The organism is Nocardiopsis terrae (genome assembly GCF_014651695.1).
In the GTDB taxonomy this organism is placed as follows: domain Bacteria; phylum Actinomycetota; class Actinomycetes; order Streptosporangiales; family Streptosporangiaceae; genus Nocardiopsis; species Nocardiopsis terrae.
Window position 1 is genome coordinate 269,730 of the sequence record NZ_BMXJ01000001.1, and the last position, 22,736, is coordinate 292,465.

Here is a 22,736-nt window from a genome sequence, read left to right on the forward strand (position 1 = left end):
GCAGCGTTACTCGCCCTTGGCGGCGGACTCCACCTCGGGGGTGTCCGGCACCTCGGCGGGCTTGGGAACACCCTTGAAGGTGAACTTGGCGTCCGTGCCCTCGCCCTCGGCGTCGATCACGACGATCTGACCCGCCTTGAGGTCGCCGAACAGGATCTTCTCGGAGAGCTGGTCCTCGATCTCCCGCTGGATGGTGCGACGCAGCGGCCGCGCGCCCAGGACCGGGTCGAACCCGCGCTCGGACAGGACCTTCTTCGCCTTGGGGCGAAGCTCGATGCCCATGTCCTTCTCCTTGAGGCGACCGTCCAGGCTCGTGATCATCAGATCCACGATCTGGAAGATCTCCGACTCGGTCAGCTGGTGGAAGACGATGACGTCGTCCACACGGTTGAGGAACTCCGGCCGGAAGTTGGTCTTGAGCTCCTCGCTGACCTTCGCCTTCATCCGCTCGTAGTTGGTGTTGGCGTCGTCCTCCTTGGCGAAGCCCATGGCCTGGCCCTTGGAGATGTCCCGCGTACCCAGGTTGGTCGTCATGATGATGACCGTGTTCTTGAAGTCGACGTTGCGACCCTGGGCGTCGGTGAGACGACCCTCCTCCAGCACCTGGAGCAGAGAGTTGAAGATGTCGTTGTGGGCCTTCTCGATCTCGTCGAAGAGGACCACGGAGAACGGCTTGCGGCGCACCTTCTCGGTGAGCTGGCCGCCCTCCTCGTAGCCGACGTAGCCGGGAGGCGAACCGAACAGCCGCGAGACCGTGTGCTTCTCCATGAACTCGGACATGTCGAGCTGGATCAGCGAGTCCTCGTCCCCGAAGAGGAACTCGGCGAGGGTCTTGGACAGCTCGGTCTTACCCACACCGGACGGACCGGCGAAGATGAACGAACCACCGGGACGCTTGGGGTCCTTCAGACCGGCGCGGGTACGGCGGATGGCCTGCGAGAGCGCCTTGATGGCGTCCTCCTGGCCGATGACCCGGCGGTGCAGCTCGTCCTCCATGCGCAGCAGGCGGGAGCTCTCCTCCTCGGTCAGCTTGAAGACCGGGATGCCGGTGGAGGCGGCAAGGACCTCTGCGATGAGCTCCTCGTCGACCTCGGCCACGACGTCCATGTCGCCGGCCTTCCACTCCTTCTCCCGCTGCGCCTTCTTACTGAGCAGCTGCTTCTCGTCGTCACGCAGGGAGGCGGCCTTCTCGAAGTCCTGCTCGTCGATGGCCGACTCCTTGTCGCGGCGCACGGCCGCGATCTTCTCGTCGAACTCACGCAGGTCCGGCGGAGCGGTCATCCGGCGGATGCGCATCCGGGAACCGGCCTCGTCGATGAGGTCGATCGCCTTGTCCGGCAGGAACCGGTCGCTGATGTAGCGGTCGGCCAGTTGCGCGGCGGCCACGAGTGCACTGTCGGTGATCGAGACGCGGTGGTGGGCCTCGTAGCGGTCACGCAGGCCCTTGAGGATCTCGATGGCGTGCTTGGTCGACGGCTCGTCCACCTGGATCGGCTGGAAGCGCCGCTCCAGGGCGGCGTCCTTCTCCAGGTACTTGCGGTACTCGTCGAGCGTGGTCGCGCCGATGGTCTGCAGCTCACCCCGGGCCAGCATGGGCTTCAGGATGGAGGCGGCGTCTATGGCACCTTCCGCCGCCCCCGCGCCGACCAGCGTGTGCAGCTCGTCGATGAAGAGGATGATGTCGCCGCGGGTGCGGATCTCCTTGAGCACCTTCTTGAGGCGCTCCTCGAAGTCACCGCGGTAGCGGCTGCCGGCGACCAGGGCGCCGAGGTCGAGCGTGTACAGCTGCTTGTCCTTGAGCGTCTCGGGGATCTCCCCCTTGACGATCTTCTGCGCAAGGCCCTCGACGACGGCGGTCTTACCGACGCCGGGCTCACCGATCAGCACCGGGTTGTTCTTGGTGCGCCGTGAGAGCACCTGCATGACGCGCTCGATTTCCTTGTCCCGGCCGATGACCGGGTCGAGCTTGGACTCGCGCGCGGCCTGCGTCAGGTTGCGGCCGAACTGGTCCAGCACCAGCGAGGTGGAGGGGGTGGACTCGGAGGAGGCCCCGGTGGCCTGCGGCTCCTTGCCCTGGTACCCGTGCAGCAGCTGGATGACCTGCTGGCGGACGCGGTTGAGGTCCGCTCCGAGCTTGACGAGGACCTGGGCGGCGACGCCCTCACCCTCGCGGATCAGGCCCAGCAGTATGTGCTCGGTACCGATGTAGTTGTGGCCGAGCTGAAGCGCCTCGCGCAGCGACAGCTCGAGGACCTTCTTGGCGCGCGGGGTGAAGGGGATGTGCCCCGACGGCGCCTGCTGGCCCTGCCCGATGATCTCCTCTACCTGCTGCCGAACCGCTTCGAGGCTGATACCAAGGCTCTCCAGAGCCTTGGCGGCGACGCCCTCACCCTCGTGGATGAGGCCGAGCAGGATGTGCTCCGTACCGATGTAGTTGTGGTTGAGCATCCTGGCCTCTTCCTGGGCCAGAACCACCACTCGCCGCGCGCGGTCGGTAAACCTCTCGAACATGTCTCGTCGCTCCTCTACAGAGCGGTCAGGCAGGGACGGTTCTTTCCGACCCAACTCTTCCGCATATCGGCCCCACAGGGATAACCGCCCCGGGGAGCACTGTCGCACCCGTCCATCCTGTCGGCGGCTGCCGACGTGGATGGACATCTCCGCACGGCCGACCGCAGCCGTCCGTGTCAGAGACTTTCCCCGACGATAGGGCGTTCACCCAACATCCAACTACCAATTGCCGCGTCAGATTTCCCTGTACGCCGAAGGCGAACGACCCGGGCACTCCCATCCATCGCGAGAGTGCCCGGGCCGCACGTGTGCAAGCCGGATTATCGGCTCTTAGCGAACAAGCCGAAGTCGTGTTGTTCTTCAAGCAGAAATGCTCCGGACCGTCGTCCGGTGACGGACGCGTGCCCTGCGCGCCCCGAGAGGGGCGAAGCCGTCCAGGACGGCTTCGGGAACCGGTTTCCCGGCCTCCCCGGCGGGCCCGGGCGCTCCCCGGAACACCTCGGGGTCCGACGGTGGCGGGACCTGACGGCCCCGCGTGCCCCGGGCTCCCCCGCCGCGGTCCCTCGGACCACGGCACAACGGTACCCGCCCCGCCAGCATCGCTGCTGTCGGCGGGGTCCTGCCCGCCCCGGCCGCCGACACGGCCCGCGGCATCGGAACAGCTCCACGCCCCCGGAGTATCCCCTTCGCCCCGCTTGTCGCGGGATCCCGGTGTCACAGGCACTCCGGCGCTACCGGTCCTGCCGGCGCACCGGACACAGCCGGTCCGGCCCGCGATGTCACGCGGATACCGGGCCCGGCGGTTCTCCGGCGCCTCGAACGTCCTTGCTCATGGGACGTTCGGGCCGATCCGGGCCTCGGGATGTACGGGTTCGGGGCGGTGAACTGAAGCCGCGGGACGAAATCTTGATCAAGAACTGACAACATTTCGGCCGACCGGGGCAGTGGCAAACCTAACCCTTGACGGCCTCGTATTCGGCGACGATGGCCGCGGGGATACGGCCGCGCTCATTGACGGGCTTCCCGGCAGCCTTCGCCCAAGCGCGAATCTCGGCGCTGCGCTCACGGCTGGGAGCATTCCGGCTTCCGCGCCGGGAGCCACCACGAGCCTGCTTCGCCGGGGCCTTGCGGGAAGCTTCGACGAACGGGGTAAGGGCCTCGCGGAGCTTGGCAGCATTACCCGCGCTGAGGTCGATTTCGTACGTCGATCCATCGAGACCGAACGTCACCGTCTCCTCGGCCTCGCCGCCGTCGAGGTCGTCGACCAGGAAAACCTGGACCTTCTGTGCCATGGAATCAAACCTTTCAGAAGAGCGGTGTCTCCACACCTGAATATAAAGCTATCTCGCGAGAACGCGAAAGACAATTCCCGGCGTGCCAGAAATCATGCGGATCCGGATCGGCGTGATTCGGGGTCGCCGAAGCAGCGCGGGGCGGCCAGCGGCACACGCACGCATGTCCCCCGCTTCGGGAGCGTTCGGGTCCGGGTTCGTCGGACCCCGGGGCTAACGACCGTCGGATTCGGTGCGTTCCCGACCCTGGGCAATCGGCGTCTCGTTCGTCGCCTCGGTCTCGCCGACCTTGGCCGCGCCCTTGTCACCCGCGTCTTCCGCGCCGGTCTCCTCGTCGCTGACCAGGCTTCCGTCCATCCTCCGCGGCGCCATCTCCTTGCGCAGCAGCTGGATGACGAAGGCACAGAACACGGTCGCGACTACCACCGGCGGGATGAGCGCGGACAATACGTCGATCAGTCCAGGGGGAAGCACCGATGACAAAAAGTCACCCATCGAAGCGGCCTACCCTTCCTGGTTGTTACTTATTGCAGCAAATACCCGACTCAGTGTCGGGACTGCCCTGGGGGATGGCGCTCCGGCACCGCCGGGCAAACGCATACCAGACATCATAGACATCGTTTGCCACCGGTTTGACACCGGACGTACCGAAGACGCCTCGGCAAAGACCCATGACGGCCAATGTCCGGTCCGCTCTCGCACCGTCACGCGGAAGACCGCTGACGCTCAGACGATCGAACACCGGGGATCCGGAAAAACTGGGATCCGCAACGTCCGATCGCCACTTCGCCGGCCCACCGACGATCCGGACGGACGCAGGTACACATTACCTGCCTTGTTCCACGCCCATACCACCCGGTGCGCTTAAGCGCGCACGGCGGGAGGACCCGATGAAGCGGAGGGAAGGGGAAGCGGATCCTATCCGGGACCCAAATCCTTTAGCCAGGCGCGCTTGCGGAGTCGGCACCCAGGTGCACAAGCATCCGGGTGTTCCCCAGGGTGTTGGGTTTGACCCGCTCAAGATCGAGGAATTCGGCCACCCCCTCGTCATAGGAACGCAGGAGTTCCTCGTAGACACGCAAGGAGACGGGGGTCCCCTGGATCGGGGCAAAGCCGTGTTTGGCGAAGAAACCGGTCTCGAATGTCAGACAGAACACACGCTGTACGCCCAACTCGCGCGCGGTGTTCAGAAGTTCAGTCACGATTCGGTGACCGACACCGAAACCGCGTAGGGAGGGGTCCACCGCAACGGTGCGTACCTCCGCCAGGTCCTCCCACAGGACGTGGAGGGCGCCGCAGCCGACCACACGGACCTCACCCTCCGGCCGGAGGGGGTCGCCTGGGGTGTCGGGGGAGTCCTCCTCCACCTCGGCCACCCAGAACTCCTGGATGTCCTCGTAGAGGTTGACCGTGCTCTTGGAGAGCACCCGCCGGTCAACGGAGTAGGTGTCGACCAGGCGGCGGATATGGGCCACGTCGCGCGTCCTGGCGCGGCGGACCCGGACATGACGAACGGGCATAGCCGGACCAGACTACGCCCACGCGGCCTCCCGCCGGAACGCTCTCCGTCCGGTGGGTGCCGATGCGCGGCTTCCTGGGCCGGTATGCCCGCGGTGTCTCCCGGCGGCGACCGGGAAGCGTCAGATCAGATGAGCTGACGCCTCGCGGCCCACACGACCGCCTCGATGGGTGTGTTCACGCCCAGCACGTCGCAGATGTTGCGAATGCGACGACGCAGGGTCCGGGCGCTGAGTTCGAGGTGCCGAGCAGCCACCTCGGTGGTGACGCCGGTGGCGATCTCGGCGAGCAGCTCCAGCTCCTCGTGACTCAGATCGACCGGCGGGTAGGCGCCGTTGAGCGTGGTCTCACGCGCACGGGCCTGCAGGGGAACCACGTTCTCCCGGTGCTCCCGCGGCGCGAGGGTGTTCTGGTCCTCAACGGTACGTCGTACGAGTGTGGCCTGTTCCACTCCGTCCTCCCTCATCCATGTGAGTGCGGAACATCAACTCGTCGCCTACGGATCAAGCGCGTCCGACTGGCTGTCGGCGCGGGCGAGTCCCGGCCACCCCGACCTGCCCCCGGAACCCCTCTGGCACAGGGGTGGGAGATGGAGGGGAGCACAAGGACACACGACCCCGGGCGTTGCGGTCTGGGACGGACAGACCACACCGTGGGCACGCGTGCGGTGGGTTCTCGGGCCGTTCTCGGCCCTGACCCCTGCTCACCGTTGTTCTCGATCCACTTCGGCAAACTCGCGGGCCAGAGCCCGCTCCCAGCACGCTAAGGCGGCGCGGGTTATACCGTCAAGGCCCCATAAATCACCATCTGTGATTACCCAAAACCCCTGTGTCACAGCTTCCTCGGAAAGGAAATAATCCTCACACCCTGACCTGCGAAAACAATCTTCGGCAAAGGCAGGGTCCCGGTAACGGAACTTCTGACGGAAAAACTACGCTCTGGCCTCGGAGACATCTGCCTCTGGCTGGGAGTTTGTTCTGTATGACCGTTAAGTGAGGCAGGTCTCATGGTGTTCGCCCCATCTTCGCAGGCAGGGACCGACGCGTCGGGGCCGTCGCAACGAAGGTGCGACGGCCCCGAATTGGCCTTTCGGTCCTCCCCCTACCGGGGTTCGAACTCTCCCGTTTCCCGGCAGAGGGCAAAGGACCGCGTCTAGTCTCCGGAGGGCTTCACAATCGGGAAAAGCACAGTTTCCCGAATGTTCTTGCCGGTGAAGGCCATCAGCAGGCGGTCGATACCGACGCCCACACCCCCGGTGGGCGGCATGCCGTACTCCAGCGCCCGCAGGAAGTCCTCGTCGAGCTGCATCGCCTCGGGGTCGCCGTCAGCAGCCATCAGCGACTGCTCGGTCAGCCGGCGGCGCTGCTCGACCGGGTCGACCAGCTCCGAGAAGCCCGTGCCGAGCTCCATACCGAAGCCGATCAGGTCCCACTTCTCGGTGAGCAGCGGGTCCTCACGGTGCTGACGGGTGAGCGGGCTCGTCTCCACCGGGAAGTCGCACACGAACGTGGGCTGGATGAGCGTGTGCTCCACCAGCTCCTCGAAGAGGTGCTCGACGAGCTTGCCCGGACCCCAGTCCTGGCTGAACTCGACGCCCCTGGCCTCGGCCAGCCGACGGACCTCGTCGACCGGGGTGCGTGGGGTGACCTCGGTGCCCAGGGCCTCGGAGACCGAGCCGTACAGGGTGATCCGCGGCCACTCCCCGCCCAGGTCGAAGGTCTGCCCGTCACGCTCGATCACGGTGGAGCCGAACACCGCGCGGGCGGCCTCCTGGATGAGCTCGCGGGTCACCTCGGCCACGTCGTTGTAGTCGGCGTAGGCCTGGTAGAACTCCAGCATCGTGAACTCGGGGTTGTGCGTGGAGTCGGCACCCTCGTTCCGGAAGTTCCGGTTGACCTCGAAGACCTTCTCCAGACCGCCCACGACCAGCCGCTTGAGCGACAGTTCGGGGGCGATGCGCAGGTAGAGGTCCATGTCGTAGGCGTTGATGTGCGTGGTGAACGGACGCGCCGTCGCGCCGCCGTGCACCCGCATCAGCATCGGGGTCTCGACCTCGATGTAGTCGCGGGCGCTCAGCCCCTCGCGGATGGCCCGGATGGCGGCCGAACGGCGGCGCACCATCTGCTGCGACTCAGGGTTGACGATGAGGTCCACGTAGCGCTGACGGACCCGGGCCTCGGGGTCGGTCAGCCCCCGGTGCTTCTCCGGGAGGGGACGCAGGCACTTGGCCGTCAGCGTCCAGTCGCTCACCATGACGGAGAGCTCGCCCCGCCTGGAGGTGATGACCTCGCCCTGCACGCCCACGTGGTCGCCGAGGTCGACGTCGGCCTTCCAGGCGTCGAGCCGCTCCTTGCCGACCTGGTCCAGGGACAGCATGATCTGCAGGTCCCCGGTCTCGTCGCGCAGGGTGGCGAAGCACAGCTTGCCGCCCGAGCGGTAGAGCATGACGCGACCGGCGATGGCGACCTTCGCCCCGGTGTGGGTGTCGGGCTCAAGGCCCTGGTGTTTCTCACGCACAGGGCCGATCGACGTCGTCCGCGGGTAGTTCACGGGGAAGGGATCGGTGCCCTCCTCCCGGAGACGGTCCAGCTTCTGCCGCCGGACCCGCATCTGTTCGGGCAGGTCGTCGTAGTCGTCGTGCGTGTGATTCACGGCCCCGATCCTACCGGCGTGGCGGACCCCGGCCGAACCGGGCCGCACGAGCGGGACACGGGGTGGGCGGTCCGGGCGCCCACCCCGGACCGTCAGCCGGCGTTGCGCTCGAAGACCAGGCGCAGACCGATCAGGGTGAGCCAGGGCTCGTGCACGTCCACGGTCTCGCACTCGCCCACCACCGTCGAGGCCAGGCCCCCGGTGGCGACCACGGTGACGGCGTCCGGGTCGTCGGTGAGCTCGGCGACCATGCGGTCCACGATCCCGTCGACCTGTCCGGCGAAGCCGAAGACGATCCCCGAGCGCAGCGCCTCGGTGGTGTTCCTGGCGATCGCGGCGCGCGGCCTGACGATCTCGACCATGTGCAGCTGCGCGCCCCTCCGGGAGAGGGCGTCCACCGAGATGTCGATACCCGGCGCGATGGCGCCGCCCACGTACTCGCCCTTGACGCTGACCGCGTCGAAGGTGGTCGCGGTCCCGAAGTCCACCACCACGCAGGGACCGCCGTAGAGGTGGCTGGCGGCCAGCGCGTTGATGATCCGGTCGCTGCCCACCTCCTTGGGGTTGTCCATCCGGATCGGCACGCCCGTCTTCACACCGGGTTCGACGATCACCGCGGGCAGGTCGCCGAAGTGGCGGCGGAACATGTCCCGCATCTCGTGCTGCACGGAGGGGACCGAGCAGCACAGCGCGATGCCGTCGACCTCGTTCAGGTTGCTCAGGGAGCTTCCGTCGATGAGCCCGCGCAGGACCACGGCCCATTCGTCCGCCGTACGCCTGGTGTCGGTCCCCACCCTCCAGTGTTCGAGAAGATCGTCGGATTCGAAGAGACCGAGGACCGTCTCGGAGTTACCGACGTCGATCGCGAGCAGCATTCTGGGGGCCTCACTGGTCGAATTGGTGTGTACCAAGGGAATCTTCCACCAAACGGGTCCCTCACAACAGGTCGAGCGCGATATCGAGCGCGGGACTCGAGTGGGTGAGGGCCCCGACCGCCAGGTAGTCGACCCCGGTACGGGCCACGTCCGCAGCCGCGTCGAGGGTGAGGCCGCCGCTGGACTCCAGGCGGGCCCGGCCGTCGACCAGGGCCACCGCCTCCGCGAGCCGCTCCACGGTGAAGTTGTCGAGCAGGATCTCCTCGGCCCCGGCGGCCAGCGCGTCCTCGATCTGGTCGATCCGGTCCACCTCGACCTCCAGCGGCAGGTCCGGGAAGCGCTCGCGGACGGCGCGGACCGCCTCGCCCACCCCGCCGGCGGCGACCACGTGGTTGTCCTTGACCAGCCCGGCGTCGCTGAGCCCGTACCGGTGGTTGACCCCGCCGCCGCAGCGCACCGCGTACTTGTCGAGGGCGCGCAGGCCGGGTGTGGTCTTGCGGCTGTCCCGGATGCGGGCGCCGGTTCCGGCCACGGTGTCCACCCAGGTGCGGGTGGCGGTGGCGATCCCCGACATGTGGGTGAGCAGGTTCAGCGCGGTGCGCTCGGCGGTGAGCAGGTCCCGGGTGCGGGCGGTCACGGTCATGAGCACGTCGCCGCGCTTGACGGAGTCGCCGTCCCCCGCCTGCCGGGAAACCTCCAGCGCCCCCTCCGCGACCAGCCAGAAGACGAGTTCCGCGAGGGGGATGCCGCTGACGGTGCCGTCGGCGCGGGCGACCACGTGGGCGGTGCGGACCTGGTCGGCGGGGATGGTCGCCACGGTGGTGACGTCGATACGGGGCCCGGCGGTGAGGTCCTCGGCGAGGGCCCGGCGGACGGTGTCCGCGTGCGACTGGTGCGGCGCGGTCCAGGGGAGGGTGAACTCGGCGCGGGACTCGGGTGCGGGGTCCGGTCCGGCGAGGGGCAGGGCGATGGTGTCGAGCTCGGCTGCGAGGGCGGGCGGGAGGTCGGGCTGCCTGGTCTCGTCGGTGGCCACGATCGTGTCCCCTTCCAGTCGGACGACCACGGGCCGCAGACGCAGCTCGGGCCGGGGTTCGGGTGCGTCGGCGCGCTGGTGCGCGCCTCGGCTCTCGGTGCGGTGCAGTGCGGCGGCGGCCACGAGGCGGGCCACGGTGAGCAGGTTGGTGGCCTCCCAGGCGGCCACGTCGGGCGCGACGTGTCCGGTGGGCGAGGACAGCGAGTCGAGCCGGGCGGTGAGTCCGGCCAGGCCCTCCCCGGTGCGCAGGACCCCGGCGTCGCGGGACATCAGGGCACGGACCGTGGCCGTGGTGTCCGGGTCCACGAGCGGGACGGTCGCGCCCGGGGCCGGTGCCCCGCCCGGGGGCCGCTCCGGGACCCGTTCGGCCGCCCGCGCGAGACCGGCGGCGATCCGGTCGGCGAAGACCAGGCCCTCCAGCAGGGAGTTCGAGGCGAGGCGGTTGGCGCCGTGCACGCCGGTACGGGCGACCTCGCCCACCGCCCACAGGCCGGGGACCCCGGTGCGCCCGTCGATGTCGACCTCCACCCCGCCCGAGGCGTAGTGGGCGGCGGGGGCGACCGGAACGGCCTCGGTGAGCGGGTCGATGCCGTGGGAGCGGCAGGAGGCCAGGATGGTCGGGAACCGGCGTTCCCAGGTGGCCCGGCCGAAGTGGCGGGTCTCCAGGTACACGTGGTCGGTGTCCTGGGCGGCCATCGCCCGGGCGATGGTGCGGGCCACCACGTCGCGGGGGGCGAGGTCACCGAGCTCGTGCACCCCCTCCATGATCCGGCGGCCCTCGGCGTCGACGAGGTAGGCGCCCTCCCCGCGCAGGGCCTCCGAGACGAGGGGCTGGCGTCCGCGCGCCTGCGGGCCGAGCCAGAGGACCGTCGGATGGAACTGGATGAACTCCAGGTCGCGCAGGCGCGCCCCGGCCCGGGCGGCCAGGGCCAGGCCGTCACCGGTGGACACCGGCGGGTTGGTGGTGGCGGCGAAGACCTGGCCCATGCCGCCGGTGGCCAGCACGACGGCGGGGGCCACGACCGCGCCGACGCCGTCGCGCTCCCCCTCCCCCAGGACGTGCAGGGTGACCCCCCGCACCGCACCGTCGTCCCCCTCGCGCAGGGTGTCCAGTGCGACGGCGTGCTCGACGACCTCGATCCGTTCCTGGGACAGGACAGCCTGGACCAGGGCCCGCTGGATCTCGGCGCCGGTGGCGTCGCCGCCCGCGTGGGCCACCCGGTCGGCGCGGTGGCCGCCCTCCCGGGTCAGGGAGAGCCCGCCGTCGTCGTCCCGGTCGAACTCGGCGCCCAGGTTGATGAGCCAGCGCAGCGCGTCGGGGCCGTCCGTGGCGAGGACGTTGACCGCGTGGGGGTCGCAGAGCCCCGCCCCTGCCAGCAGGGTGTCGACCATGTGGGCGACGGGCCCGTCCTCGGGCGCCATCGCCGCCGCGATGCCGCCCTGGGCGTAGGCCGTGGAACCGGTGGAGAGGCGGTCCTTGGTGACGAGGACGACCCGGCCGGCCCCGGTGCGCTGGACGTAGCGCAGTGCGGTGCTCAGGCCCGCGATGCCCGAACCGATCACCACGACGTCGGCGTGCACGGTCCAACCGGGCTCGGGGGCTTCGATCCGGGTCTGTCTGGCAGAACTCATCTGGGGTCTCTTTCCGCGATGTCGCCGGAGGGCGGCTGGCCGGGAGCGGCCCGAGTCAGAGGGTCACCGACACGTTGTCGATGAGCCGGGTGGCACCCACCCGGGCGGCGACGGCCAGGACGGCCTCGCCCCGGTGGTCGGCTCCGGCCTCGGCGAAGGTGGCCGGGTCCACCAGGGCCAGGTAGTCGAGTCGGACCGGCGGAACGGCCTCGGCCGCCTCGGCCAGGACCGCGAGTGCCGCCCCGCGGACGGCCTCAGCGCCTCCGGGTGCGGCCTCGGCGCCGGCGCGCAGCGCCCGGGACAGCGCCAGGGCGCTGGTGCGCTCCCGCGCGGAGAGGTAGACGTTGCGGCTGGAGGAGGCCAGACCGTCGGGGTCGCGCAGGGTGGGCGCGCCGACGATCTCCACGGGCAGGTCGAGGTCGGCGACCATGCGGCGGACCAGGGCGATCTGCTGGGCGTCCTTGGCACCGAAGACGGCGAGGTCGGGCCGGACCAGGTTGAACAGCTTGGCGACCACGGTGAGGACCCCGGTGAAGTGACCGGGCCGGGAGGCGCCCTCCAGGCGTTCGCCCATGCTCCCGGCGTCCACCGTGACCATCTGCGGGAGGGGGTACACGGTCCCGGTCTCCGGAGCGAAGACGACGTCCACGCCCTCCTCCGCGCACAGCAGGGTGTCGCCGGGCAGGTCGCGCGGGTAGCGGTCGAGGTCCTCGTTCGGGCCGAACTGGAGCGGGTTGACGAAGATGCTCACCACCACGGTCTCGGCCCTGCTCCGGGCCAGGCGCATGAGGGAGCGGTGGCCCCCGTGGAGGGCTCCCATGGTGGGGACCAGTGCCACGCGTCCCGTACCGGCCAGGGCCCGGCGCAGTTCCTCCGGTGTGCGGACGACGAGGGGTTCCCCGACGGTCTCGCGCGGAGCGGGTTCGGTCATGGTCGTACTCTCCTTGCTGGTCTGCCGGGTCGGCATCGCGTCCGGGCTGTGCCCGGTACCCGTGTCGGCCCCGGTGGACGTCGTGGCCGCGGTCCCCCGGCCGCTGCGGCCGGGGCGCTCCGTGTGCCCGGGAGGGGTGGTTCGGGCCGTTCAGCGCCTGAGGACGTCGAGCAGGCGTGCGGCGTCCTCGGGTTTGAGCATCCCGGCGTTGATGGCGCGGTCAGCGGTGAGCCGCGCGAGTTCGACGTAGCTGGCCACGCTCTCGGGCGCGTTCTCACGCAACTGCTCGACGTGTCCGGCCACGGTCCCGGCGTCACCGCGCAGGACGGGGCCGCTGAGCCCGTGGATGCCCAGGCGCAGGGCGTTGTCCAGGGCCGCGCCGAGCATGGGCGCGAGCATGCGGCCGGGCTCGGCCACCCCGGCAGCGGTGAGCAGGGAGGCGCTGTCTGCGACCAGGGTGACCAGGTGGTTCGCCCCGCCCGCGAGAGCCGCGTGGTACAGGGTGCGCTTGTCCTCGGCGATCCACACCGGTTCCGCACCCATCTCGACCACGAGGGCCTCGGCGATGGGCCGGAGTTGTTCGGGGGCGGTCACCCCGAACGCGCAGTTGGCGAGCCGGTCGAGGTCCTCGTCCCGGCCGGTGAAGGTCATGGCCGGGTGCAGGGCCAGGGGGAGGGCCCCGGCGACGGTCGCGGGGGCGAGGATCCCGTAGCCGTGGGCTCCGCTGGCGTGGACGAGGATCTTCCCCCGCAGGTCGGTACCGGTTGAGGCGAGCCCTTCCACCAGGTCGGGGAGGGCGTCGTCGGGAACGGTCAGCAGGACGAGGTCACCGGCCTCGGCCACCCGGGCCGGTTCGAGGATCCGGGCTCCGGGCAGGCGTTCGGTGACCCTGGCCACCGAGGCGTCGGAAACCGCCGAGGCCGCCACGACCTTGTGCCCGGCCCGGGCAAGGGCGGCGCCGAGTACGGAGCCGACCCGGCCGGCCCCGATGACGCCGACGCGCAGGCGGGCGGGACGCCCCTCTGTCGTCTCCATGTTCCGTGTCCCCTCGTGGTCCCGGCGCGTGCGTTTCTTCCGCGCCGTGGTCTGCGGGCCGTGTTCGGCGGATGCACGCCCTGCTGCGCGCCGTACCGCCGAAGACGCCCCAGCACACGATAGCCCTCCCGGACCGGTGACCTGCCGCCCCTCCCCCCGGGGAAGGGGCCCGGAACGGCGTGGCGGCAGGTCCCGGACACGCGAACGGGGGCGGGCGCCTTCGCCCGCCCCCGTGTCCGTCCCGCGGGGCCCTGGCAGGGGCCGCGGACGAAAGGGGTGCTGCCCCGCAGGACGGCCGGGCCCGGGGGGAAACGGAACCCGGGAGCCGGTACCGGTCAGTTCTGGATGATCACCCCGGAGTTGTAGCAGGAGCCCAGGGACTGGCCCAGGACGGCGTTGGAGTTGCCGCAGCCGTCGTTGGCGGCGTCCACACCGTTGATGTAGGCGATGTTCCCGCTGACGTCGGAGCCGCCGTGGCCCGAGGTCCAGGCACCGGCGTGCGCCGCGGCCGGGGCGGCGGAGAGGAGGACCCCGGCGGAGGCGAGGACCACGGCGCCGGCGGCGAGCGTCTTCTTCAGCACTACTTGTCTCCTTCTGTGTCCGGACGGGGGCCGACCGGACTTGCGGTGTCTCTTCGGTGGCACCCGGGGGGTACCGAGACAGAAGCTATCCGCGAACAACCTCCGTACACATGCCCTGAACTGCATTGATCACGGAAAATCCAATAATGTTCACACTGGGTGCTGATGCATTCCGGAACCGTTCGGGACAAAGGACCGGACTTCGCCGCCCTCCCGCGCACGCAGTGTCACCAGAGGCCGGGGTTGTAGCCGGGCGCCAACCGGAGTTCCGGACACACGTAAGGGCGCCGCCCCGTCATCACGGAGCGGCGCCCTGCACAGAAAGCCCGCGGGTCCCGGTCCGGGCGGTTCGGCCGGGACTCCCGGCCGGACACCCCCGCCCGGCCGGGCCGGGAAGTCAGGCTGCTACCAGTTCTTCACCGTGGCGTCGGAGTCGGTGCAGTTCGCACCGGCCACGCCCAGGACGGCGATGGCGTTGCCGCAGACGTTGATCGGCACGTCCAGGTCGGCGACCAGCTGGTTGCCGCCGAGGATGCTGCCATTGCCGGAGGTGAAGACGTTGCTGTTGGCCATGGCAGGAGCGCCGGCGAACAGGACGCTGCCAGCGGCAGCCGCGATGGCCGTGGCGGCGAGAGTCTTCTTCAGCATGTGTTTTCTCCCGTCAGACCGGCGGGCGGGGGCGCCAACCGGTCGATAACGTTGACGATGTGTATGACAGTGAACACTCAACGTGTTCAACCACTATTTAGCCACACTCGGTCGCCCGCCGTGGCCGAAACGCGAAAGCGTTTCGCGGCCCTGACCTGGAAGTATCACCATGAGTGGGAAGACATGTCGGACATGAAACCCCCAACCGGAACCCCTCCAGCCCCATGATGTGACACACGACACACTTAAGTCCCGGGGGTGTCTTTCGGAGCGCCGATCGTCGGGCTTTCCGGTCCCTCTTCCCCGTCCCGCCTCGGCGCGGACTCCCCGTGCATGGTCGACCGGGTGGCCCACCGTTCCGTTCCGGCGGAGGGCACCCGCGCCCGCCTCGCGCGCTCCACCAGGGCGTCCAGGAACCGGCGCGCCTCACCCGCCTCACGGTCCCAGGCACGGGCCGCGACCGGCCCCGGGGGCGTGTCCACATCGATGGTGGCCCTCCCCCTCAACTGTGCGAACGGCCCCGAGGACAACCTCAGCGTCTGCATCCTCTCCACCGGGACGATCTCCGTCACCCGGCAGAACAGGCCGCGCACGCTCACGAACAACCGCTCGTCCACCCCCGCCGCGTTCGCCAGCAGGCGGCGGTTGACCACCAGCGGCACCACCGCCGCATCACTGTCCGGGAACACCTCGTTCACCAGGGTGAACGCCCTCCCGCGCGGCGCGACCGGGAGCAGGTCCGCCGAGTCGCCCTGGCGGGCCCCCGCGTACCCGGCAACCGTCGCCTCCACCCGGGCCACACCCAGGGCACGCCACAGCAGGGGCTCGACCACCCGCACGGCCTGCACCCGTCCCGGCGGAACGGTCTGCATACGGCGCTGGAACATCCCGTAGCGCAGCCGCAGACCGTCCGAGGACAGCGAGGCGTAGAAGTCGGTGTAGCGGGCCAGCGGGCCCCAGTAGTAGCGCAGGAGCCCCAGGACCAGCGGGACGGCGCCGCCCAGCGCCCCGGGTTCCAGGAAGACCGCGAACGCCGTGAGCAGCAGGAGCAGCAGGACGAACGACAACAGCACCGGCACCCGGAAGGTCAGCGCGCCGAGCAGCAGCAGGAAGGGGAGCCGGTAGAAGGGCCACTCCGGCGCCTCAGGCGACCGTCCGGACAACCCGGCCGCGTGCGCGAGCACCGCCGCCCTCAGCTTCTCCGCCAGCTTCCGGCGCAGGCAGCGCAGCCGGATGGCGCTTCCGTCGCCGCCCGCCAGTTCGATCCGCAGTTCCGCCAGCCCGAACACCTGCATCAGCAGGGGCTGGACCACGTCCACCGCCTGGAGGCGGCTCAGCGGGATCTCCCTGGAACTGCGCCTGATCAGCCCGCTGTGCACGACCAGATGGTCCTCGCGCAACCCGAAGGAGCCGTACCACCAGGCGGGCAGCGCATAGGCGAGGGAGCCGAACACCACGGCCACGGCCAGCACCAGGACCCAGGCGAAACCGAACTGGGTCAGGATCGGCCCGACCAGCGCCGCGAACACCAGGGTGACCGCGAGGACCTGGAACGGGATGATCAGCCAGTGCGCGCGGAAGACCCCGGTGGTGACGTCGTCCTCCGGCCGCGGCCGGGGCCGGGGCGGCGGAGGGGGCGGCGTCCCCCGGACCTGCTGCGGCGGCAGGAACGCGGGGCCCCAGCCGGGCGGCGGTGGCGGCCCGGGCTGCTGCGGCTGTCCGTGCACTTACAACCCCGTTGAGAAGCTCTCGCTGCGCGCCGCGAGCCGGTCGCGCAACTGGACGGCATCGGCGAGCGGGAGGCCCACCACCCGTGTGTCCGCGGTGCTCGCGGCGGTGCGCACCCGCACCGTCGCGATCCCCAGCGCCTGTTCGAGCAGGTCGGCGGTGACGTCCACGACCTGCATCCGGCCGTAGGGGACGACCACGAGCTGGCGGACCAGCACCCCGTAGGTGAGGTACAGCTCGGCGGGCGCCTCGGCGTATCCCCAGGAACGCTGGAAGCCGCCGGCCAGGAACCACAGGACGACGGCGGCCGCCAGCACCGACCCCGCCCAGACCCCTGCCAGAAGCGGGAGGTCCCACAGGAAGAGCAACAGCGCGCCCCCTGCGCCGACGGCCAGACAGGCCGCTCCGGTCACCAGGCGGCGGTACCAGGCCAGCGCCTTGGGTATCCGCAGCCAGGGCGTGCCCTCGGGCGCGGCGAAGGCCGTGTCCACGGCGCGGGGCGGCCGGGAGGCTCCCGCCGCGGGCGGTGGTGTCGGTTCACTGGTGTCCACGACCTCAGTCAACCATCAGCGGGCAAGCCCCGTCCGAAACGGCTCGGCCGGAGCCGGGAAAGGGCCCCAACCACGGTGATCTTGCTACCAGGGGCAACTTCGGCGCTGAAATCGCCCCTGGTAGCAAGATCACGGCGAAAAGGGGGGCTCAAACCGCCCCGAGCAGACACCCCTACCTCGCTCCGGGCGTGTCATCGTCGTCGCCGTCGTCCTCGGGCACCCGGCAGGCGTGTTCCAGGTACAGGGCCGCGGCCAACAGCAGGGCCGCGGAGGCCGCCGTGCCCAGCGCAGTCAGGAAGACCTCGCGGTGGCTGGCCAGCTCCAGCCGGTCGGACACCGACAGCGCCATCCCCGCGAAGAACCCCGTCGCCAGTGCGGCGAACAGCGCGCTCGCCTTGGCCAGGGCCAGCAGCCGGGCAGCGCTGAGCGGTTCCATCGGTTCCGTTCCCGGCTCCCGGCGGATCCGGCGCGCGGTGCGTCCTGCCGTGAAGGCCTCCGCGAAGGCCAGCAGCAGCAGCGTGGGGATCGCCGACCACGGCATGAGCGGCAGACCCGTCACGGAGTTGGCGACCAGCAGACCGGCCAGGGCTCCGAGGACCGCCAGCAGGGAGGGGACACGCCACCCGGTGGGGGTGAGCGTGCCCCTGCCGTCATCGGACACCGTCCGCCTCCCCGGGCAGCCGCAGTCGCAGGTCGCCCCGGCGCACCAGTTCCTGTTCACCGCCGGTGTCCGCCGCCTCGACCCCGGCCAGCAGCGCGGCGACCGGGGCCCGGCCGGGCAGGACAGCGGCGGGGTCCGTGTCCAGCCAGGGGCGCAGCACGAACGCGCGCAGGTGGGCGCGCGGGTGCGGCAGGGTCAGGACCGGGTCCTCGTCGGTCAGGTCACCGAAGGCGATCACGTCCACGTCCAGGGTCCGCGGCCCCCACCGGACCTCGCGGACCCGTTCGAAGGCGCGTTCCGCTGCCTGGGCCAGGTCCAACAGTTCCTTCGCTTGGCCCTCGGTGTCGACGACCAGGACCGCGTTGAGGAAGGCGCCCTGTTCGGGGCCGCCCACCGGAGCGGTCTCGTAGACGGGTGAGACCGCCGCCGGCATGACCCCCGGTCCGGCCGACAGCAGGTCCACGGCGCCCTGCAGGGTCGCCATCCGGTCTCCGAGGTTGGATCCCAGGGAGAGCACCGCGCGCGTCACCACTGGCCCCGCCTCCCCCGGGTGACGGTGACGGACACGTCCGAGAACTCGTGTTCGATGGGTGCCGACGGCTTGTGCACCGTCAGTTCCACCCCCTCGACCAGGGGCTCGGCCGTGCACTCGGCGGCCAGGCGCTCGGCCAGGGTCTCGATCAGGTTGACGGGCTCACCCGTCACCACCCGGACCAGGCGGTCGGCGAGCAGGCCGTAGTGCACGGTGTCGCCGACGTCGTCGCTGGCCGCGGCGGGCCCGGTGTCCAGGTACAGCACGGCGTCGACCACGAAGTCCTGGCCTTCGCGGCGCTCGAAGTCGAACACCCCGTGGTGGCCCCGGGCGCGCAGGCCGCGGAGCTCGACGCGGTCCCGCATCAGCCCTCCGTCTCCGTCTCCTCGTCGTCCTCCATCAGCACCGGGGAGGCGTGGTGCGACCACAGCCGCCACCCCTGGTCGGTGTCGACGAACAGGTTGGTGGTCACCACCTGGCCGCCGGCCACGAACCCGGGGCTGCCGTCCTCGGCGGTCAGCACGTTCTCCTCACAGGTCACCATGGCGATGTCGCCGCCGACCCCGATGTGGGTCTCGGTGAGCACGTACTGGATGTAGGTGACGTTGGCCATGATCAGCGACCAGGCGCGCATGATCTCGGTGCGGCCGCGCAGCAGCGGCCAACCGGGGTTGACGCACACCAGGTCGGGGGCCTCGTGTTCCTCCGCCCAGACGGTACGCATCAGGTCGATGTCACCGTTCTCGATCGCACTGTAGAACTGCGCGTTGGCCTCGCCGACGCGCTCCATGACTTCCTGGCGCGACTTCACAGGCCACTCCCGATGCTCTGGTCCCGGCCCTGGTCGAGGCCGGCCCCGCCGTCGGCCCAGGCGGCCGCCACCCGTACGGCGTCGGCGTTGGGCCGGACGTCGTGTACCCGCACCGCCCAGGCGCCGCGGTGCGCGGACAACGCGGTCACGGCCGCGGTGGCCGCGTCGCACTCGACGAAGGGCCGGTCCCGGCCCTTGGCGTCGCCGAGCAGACGGCTGAGGAAGCGTTTGCGCGAACCCGCCACCAGGACGGGCCGACCCAGTTCGTGGAACCGGTCGAGATGCTGGAGCAGCGCCCAGTTGTGCGCCTGTTCGGGGCGCTTGGAGAATCCCAGCCCCGGGTCCAGAACGATCTGCCCGGGGTCGACACCTGCACTGATCATGGCCTCCATACGGTCGCGGAGCTCATCGAGGACCTCCTGGACAACATCCGTGTACACGGCACGGCTCTGCATGTCATGACTATGCCCGCGCCAGTGCATCAACACGTAGGCGACACCGGAAGAAGCGACGAGCCGGGCCATCTCCGGGTCTGCCAGCCCACCACTGACATCGTTGACCAGTACCGCGCCGGCGTCGACCGCCCGCGCGGCGACTTCGGCACGCATGGTGTCGACACTGACCGCGACCCCGCGCGAGGCGAGTTCGCGCACGACCGGCTCGACCCGGCGCAGTTCCTCGGCGGCCTCGACGCGCTGCGCACCGGGGCGGGTGGACTCACCGCCCACGTCGACGATGTCCGCGCCCTCCTCGACGAGGCGCAGACCGTGTTCGATCGCGCGCTCGGGGTCGAACCAGGACCCTCCGTCGGAGAAGGAGTCGGGGGTGACGTTGACGACCCCCATGACCAGGCACCGCCCTCGGTCGGGCAGCCCCGGGAGTGTGTGTTTCGGCGCCATGCGCATCACCCTACGCGCACGCCGAGGGGCCGGGGGCACACGGCCCCCGGCCCCTCGGCCGGTGTCGCGGGGGCTCGGGCGTGTCCGGCTGACACGCCCGGGCCGGCGGGTTCGGCGGCGGTCGGTTCAGTTCCTGCCGAGGATGAGGCTCATGGCCTCGGCCCGGGTGCGGTCGCTGCTCCGGAAGCTGCCCCGCACCGCGGAGGTGACCGTCTTGGCCCCGGGCTTGCGCACCCCGCGCATGGTCATGCACAGGTGTTCGGCCTCGATGACCACGATCACGCCGCGCGGGTCGAGGTGCTCCATGATCGCGTCGGAGACCTGACCGGTCAGACGCTCCTGCACCTGCGGGCGGCGGGCGTAGACGTCGACCAGCCGGGCGAGCTTGCTCAGCCCGGTGATGCGGCCGTGCGCCCCCGGGATGTAGCCCACGTGCGCGACCCCGTAGAACGGCACGAGGTGGTGTTCGCAGGTCGAGTACAGCTCGATGTCCTTGACCAGGACCATTTCCTCGTGGTCGGCCTCGAAGACCGTGGTGAGGACGTCACCGGGCTTCTGTCCGAGTCCGGCGAACTGCTCCTCGTAGGCCCGGGCGACCCGCTCGGGGGTCTTGGTCAGTCCGTCGCGGTCGGGGTCCTCCCCGATGGCGATGAGGATCTCCCGGACGGCGCGGGCGATGCGCTCGCGGTCCACGGGTCTGGCGGGCAGGTCCTCGCTCACGCCTGGTCTCCTTCGGTGCTGGCGGGCTTCCCCGGGAGTCGACCGTTGGTGGCGGAGCCCTGGACCTCGGCGCTGTTGAGCATGGCCAGCTCCTTCTTGGAGCGGACCGGGGGCCGCTCGGAGGGCTGGCGCTTGCCGTATCCGGTGTACGAACCGCGGGAGGGGCGCTTGCGGACCGGCGCGAAGATCTCCAGCACCTGGGTCTTGGTGAGCGTCTCCTTCTCCAGCAGCTGCACGACCAGCTCGTCGAGCACGTCCCGGTACTCGACGAGGACCTCGTAGGCCTCGTCGTGCGCGGACTCGATGAGGCGACGCACCTCCTCGTCGATGATGGAGGCGATCTCCTCGGAGTACTCGCGTGCGTGGGACATCTCCCGGCCCAGGAACGGCTCGGAGTTGGCCGAACCGAACTTCCGGGCGCCCAGGCGCTCGCTCATGCCGTACTCGGTGACCATGTTCCGGGCCAGGTTGGTGGCCTTGTCGATGTCGTTGCCCGCGCCCGTGGTCGGCTCGTGGAAGACGAGCTCCTCGGAGGCGCGGCCGCCGAGCATCATGGCCAGCTGGTCCATCATCTGCGAGCGCGAGGTGAGGAACTTGTCCTCGGTCGGCACCGACATGGTGTAGCCGAGTGCGCGGCCGCGCGGCAGGATCGTGATCTTGTGCACGGGGTCCGCGTTGGGCAGCGCGTGGCCGACGAGGGCGTGCCCGCCCTCGTGGTAGGCGATGACCTTCTTCTCCCGGTCCGACATCACCCGCGACTTGCGTTCGGGGCCGGCCATCACGCGTTCGATGGCCTCCTCCAGGATGGCGTGGGTGATGACCTTGTTGTCAGCCCGCGCGGACAGCAGCGCGCCCTCGTTGATGACGTTGGCCAGGTCCGCACCGGTCATCCCGGCGGTCTGGCGGGCGATCACCGCGAAGTCGACGTCGTCGGCCATGGGCTTGCCCTTGGCGTGCACCTCGAGGATGTCGCGGCGGCCGTCCAGGTCGGGGCGGTCCACGACGACCTGCCGGTCGAAGCGGCCGGGGCGCAGGAGCGCGGGGTCGAGGATGTCGGGGCGGTTGGTGGCGGCGATGAGGATGACGCCGCCCTTGACGTCGAAGCCGTCCATCTCGACCAGCATCTGGTTGAGGGTCTGCTCGCGTTCGTCGTGGCCGCCGCCCATCCCGGCGCCGCGGTGGCGGCCGACGGCGTCGATCTCGTCGATGAAGATGATCGCCGGGGCGTTCGCCTTGGCCTGCTCGAACAGGTCGCGCACCCGGGAGGCGCCCACACCGACGAACATCTCGACGAAGTCCGAACCGGAGATGGAGTAGAACGGGACCTCGGCCTCGCCGGCGACGGCGCGGGCCAGCAGGGTCTTACCGGTTCCGGGCGGCCCCATCAGCAGGACGCCCTTGGGGATCTTCGCCCCCATCGACTGGAACTTCTCCGGGCTCTGCAGGAACTCCTTGATCTCGTGGAGTTCCTCGATGGCCTCGTCCGCCCCGGCCACGTCGTCGAAGGTGTTCTTCGGGGTGTCCTTGGTGATGAGCTTGGCCTTGGACTTGCCGAACTGCATCACCCGCGAGCCGCCGCCCTGCATCTGGCTGAAGATGAACCAGAAGATGACGATGATGATGATCAGCGGAAGGAGGCTGAACAGGGCCGTCGTCCAGATCGGGGTGGTGGCGACCGAGACCTCGTAGGAGTCCAGGTTCCCGTCGGGGTTCTGGCTGGACTCCTGGAGCATGGTCGCGAGCTCCAGGCCCTGCCCCTCGACCCAGTAGGCCTCGTAGATGTCGTCGTCGACCGTGGTCAGCTGGATGCGCTGGTCCCGGTCGATGATCTCGGCGTTGTCCACCCGATCCTGCTCGATCAGCTGGTAGACGGTCGAGATGTCTTCTTCCTCGGGCTCCGGTCCGGCCCCTACGTCGAACACGCGGAAGCCGATGACGAGCATGAGGGCGACGACCAGGATCCAGATCCACGGGCCGCGGAAAAAACGCTTCAGATTCATGTGAGCGGAACCCTGTCGGGTCCGTCCCTCCTGACCAGGCCGCCCGCCCCAGAGGACTTTCCGAAGCAGGACCTATCGGACACGTGCTCCCTGCGATGACGCCGGGATATTCGACGGTACACCTCG

General features: G+C 70.0%; 21 protein-coding genes. All 21 read right to left on the reverse strand.

The genetic code is table 11. The features are described from left to right. Nucleotides 1-6: 6 nt before the first annotated feature. The gene (locus IE195_RS01285) at nt 7-2,511 is read right to left on the reverse strand and encodes an ATP-dependent Clp protease ATP-binding subunit (RefSeq protein ID WP_191266981.1); all 2,505 of its coding nucleotides are present in this window, start codon (nt 2,509-2,511) and stop codon (nt 7-9) included. Nucleotides 2,512-3,464: 953 nt separating this feature from the next. After that, the gene (locus tag IE195_RS01290; protein ID WP_191266983.1) at nt 3,465-3,803 is read right to left on the reverse strand and encodes a histone-like nucleoid-structuring protein Lsr2; all 339 of its coding nucleotides are present in this window, start codon (nt 3,801-3,803) and stop codon (nt 3,465-3,467) included. 213 nt (nt 3,804-4,016) lie between these two features. Next, nucleotides 4,017-4,298 (reverse strand): hypothetical protein, encoded by a 282-nt coding sequence (locus IE195_RS01295; RefSeq protein WP_191266985.1) that lies wholly within the window; start codon nt 4,296-4,298, stop codon nt 4,017-4,019. A 443-nt stretch (nt 4,299-4,741) separates the two neighbouring features. Then, complete coding sequence (locus IE195_RS01300) at nt 4,742-5,323, reverse strand: amino-acid N-acetyltransferase (RefSeq protein ID WP_191266987.1); 582 nt, start codon at nt 5,321-5,323, stop codon at nt 4,742-4,744. Between the two features lie 125 nt (nt 5,324-5,448). Further along, a complete protein-coding gene (locus tag IE195_RS01305) occupies nt 5,449-5,772 on the reverse strand; it encodes a LuxR C-terminal-related transcriptional regulator (RefSeq protein ID WP_191266990.1) in 324 nt (107 codons plus the stop codon). Nucleotides 5,773-6,473: 701 nt separating this feature from the next. Continuing rightward, complete coding sequence (gene lysX / locus IE195_RS01310; protein ID WP_191266992.1) at nt 6,474-7,973, reverse strand: bifunctional lysylphosphatidylglycerol synthetase/lysine--tRNA ligase LysX; 1,500 nt, start codon at nt 7,971-7,973, stop codon at nt 6,474-6,476. Between the two features lie 92 nt (nt 7,974-8,065). Beyond that, a complete protein-coding gene (locus IE195_RS01315; RefSeq protein WP_191268033.1) occupies nt 8,066-8,848 on the reverse strand; it encodes a type III pantothenate kinase in 783 nt (260 codons plus the stop codon). A 61-nt stretch (nt 8,849-8,909) separates the two neighbouring features. Beyond that, nucleotides 8,910-11,513, reverse strand: coding sequence for an L-aspartate oxidase (locus IE195_RS01320; protein ID WP_191266994.1), 2,604 nt, complete (start codon nt 11,511-11,513; stop codon nt 8,910-8,912). 55 nt (nt 11,514-11,568) lie between these two features. Then, nucleotides 11,569-12,444, reverse strand: a complete 876-nt coding sequence (gene panC, locus IE195_RS01325; protein ID WP_191266996.1) for a pantoate--beta-alanine ligase — start codon at nt 12,442-12,444, stop codon at nt 11,569-11,571. Nucleotides 12,445-12,594: 150 nt separating this feature from the next. Further along, nucleotides 12,595-13,479 (reverse strand): Rossmann-like and DUF2520 domain-containing protein, encoded by an 885-nt coding sequence (locus tag IE195_RS01330; RefSeq protein WP_191266998.1) that lies wholly within the window; start codon nt 13,477-13,479, stop codon nt 12,595-12,597. A gap of 335 nt (nt 13,480-13,814) precedes the next feature. Then, the gene (locus IE195_RS01335) at nt 13,815-14,060 is read right to left on the reverse strand and encodes a hypothetical protein (protein ID WP_191267001.1); all 246 of its coding nucleotides are present in this window, start codon (nt 14,058-14,060) and stop codon (nt 13,815-13,817) included. Nucleotides 14,061-14,465: 405 nt separating this feature from the next. Continuing rightward, nucleotides 14,466-14,708, reverse strand: coding sequence for a chaplin family protein (locus IE195_RS01340; RefSeq protein WP_191267004.1), 243 nt, complete (start codon nt 14,706-14,708; stop codon nt 14,466-14,468). 245 nt (nt 14,709-14,953) lie between these two features. Continuing rightward, a complete protein-coding gene (locus IE195_RS01345) occupies nt 14,954-16,375 on the reverse strand; it encodes a PH domain-containing protein (protein ID WP_191268034.1) in 1,422 nt (473 codons plus the stop codon). 60 nt (nt 16,376-16,435) lie between these two features. Next, nucleotides 16,436-16,927, reverse strand: a complete 492-nt coding sequence (locus tag IE195_RS01350; RefSeq protein ID WP_373295628.1) for a PH domain-containing protein — start codon at nt 16,925-16,927, stop codon at nt 16,436-16,438. A gap of 232 nt (nt 16,928-17,159) precedes the next feature. Then, nucleotides 17,160-17,648 carry a DUF3180 domain-containing protein gene (locus IE195_RS01355; RefSeq protein ID WP_191267008.1) on the reverse strand — a complete coding sequence of 163 codons (489 nt, stop codon included), beginning with the start codon at nt 17,646-17,648 and terminating at the stop codon, nt 17,160-17,162. Further along, nucleotides 17,638-18,177 carry a 2-amino-4-hydroxy-6-hydroxymethyldihydropteridine diphosphokinase gene (folK, locus tag IE195_RS01360; protein WP_191268035.1) on the reverse strand — a complete coding sequence of 180 codons (540 nt, stop codon included), beginning with the start codon at nt 18,175-18,177 and terminating at the stop codon, nt 17,638-17,640. Before folK ends, IE195_RS01355 begins: the two co-directional genes overlap by 11 nt. After that, the gene (gene folB / locus IE195_RS01365) at nt 18,174-18,545 is read right to left on the reverse strand and encodes a dihydroneopterin aldolase (RefSeq protein ID WP_191267010.1); all 372 of its coding nucleotides are present in this window, start codon (nt 18,543-18,545) and stop codon (nt 18,174-18,176) included. The genes folK and folB overlap by 4 nt, the downstream gene beginning before the upstream one ends. Further along, a complete protein-coding gene (locus IE195_RS01370) occupies nt 18,545-18,991 on the reverse strand; it encodes a nuclear transport factor 2 family protein (RefSeq protein WP_191267014.1) in 447 nt (148 codons plus the stop codon). The genes folB and IE195_RS01370 overlap by 1 nt, the downstream gene beginning before the upstream one ends. Continuing rightward, nucleotides 18,988-19,890 (reverse strand): dihydropteroate synthase, encoded by a 903-nt coding sequence (gene folP, locus IE195_RS01375; protein WP_225942555.1) that lies wholly within the window; start codon nt 19,888-19,890, stop codon nt 18,988-18,990. The genes IE195_RS01370 and folP overlap by 4 nt, the downstream gene beginning before the upstream one ends. A 126-nt stretch (nt 19,891-20,016) precedes the next feature. Further along, entirely contained in the window at nt 20,017-20,610 is a 594-nt protein-coding gene (gene folE, locus IE195_RS01380; RefSeq protein WP_191267016.1) for a GTP cyclohydrolase I FolE, read from the reverse strand. Beyond that, nucleotides 20,607-22,610, reverse strand: coding sequence for an ATP-dependent zinc metalloprotease FtsH (gene ftsH / locus IE195_RS01385; protein WP_191267018.1), 2,004 nt, complete (start codon nt 22,608-22,610; stop codon nt 20,607-20,609). Before ftsH ends, folE begins: the two co-directional genes overlap by 4 nt. Between the last annotated feature and the right edge of the window lie 126 nt (nt 22,611-22,736).

Bases quoted from the DNA above. Each gene is read 5' to 3' on its own strand.
- IE195_RS01285 (WP_191266981.1), bottom strand. From the start codon at position 2,511: ATGTTCGAGAGGTTTACCGACCGCGCGCGGCGAGTGGTGGTTCTGGCC.
- IE195_RS01295 (WP_191266985.1), bottom strand. From the start codon at position 4,298: ATGGGTGACTTTTTGTCATCGGTGCTTCCCCCTGGACTGATCGACGTA.
- folB (WP_191267010.1), bottom strand. From the start codon at position 18,545: ATGCGGGACCGCGTCGAGCTCCGCGGCCTGCGCGCCCGGGGCCACCAC.
- IE195_RS01315 (WP_191268033.1), bottom strand. From the start codon at position 8,848: ATGCTGCTCGCGATCGACGTCGGTAACTCCGAGACGGTCCTCGGTCTC.
- IE195_RS01320 (WP_191266994.1), bottom strand. From the start codon at position 11,513: ATGAGTTCTGCCAGACAGACCCGGATCGAAGCCCCCGAGCCCGGTTGG.
- panC (WP_191266996.1), bottom strand. From the start codon at position 12,444: ATGACCGAACCCGCTCCGCGCGAGACCGTCGGGGAACCCCTCGTCGTC.
- IE195_RS01330 (WP_191266998.1), bottom strand. From the start codon at position 13,479: ATGGAGACGACAGAGGGGCGTCCCGCCCGCCTGCGCGTCGGCGTCATC.
- IE195_RS01290 (WP_191266983.1), bottom strand. From the start codon at position 3,803: ATGGCACAGAAGGTCCAGGTTTTCCTGGTCGACGACCTCGACGGCGGC.
- IE195_RS01300 (WP_191266987.1), bottom strand. From the start codon at position 5,323: ATGCCCGTTCGTCATGTCCGGGTCCGCCGCGCCAGGACGCGCGACGTG.
- IE195_RS01340 (WP_191267004.1), bottom strand. From the start codon at position 14,708: ATGCTGAAGAAGACTCTCGCCGCCACGGCCATCGCGGCTGCCGCTGGC.
- folP (WP_225942555.1), bottom strand. From the start codon at position 19,890: ATGGCGCCGAAACACACACTCCCGGGGCTGCCCGACCGAGGGCGGTGC.
- ftsH (WP_191267018.1), bottom strand. From the start codon at position 22,610: ATGAATCTGAAGCGTTTTTTCCGCGGCCCGTGGATCTGGATCCTGGTC.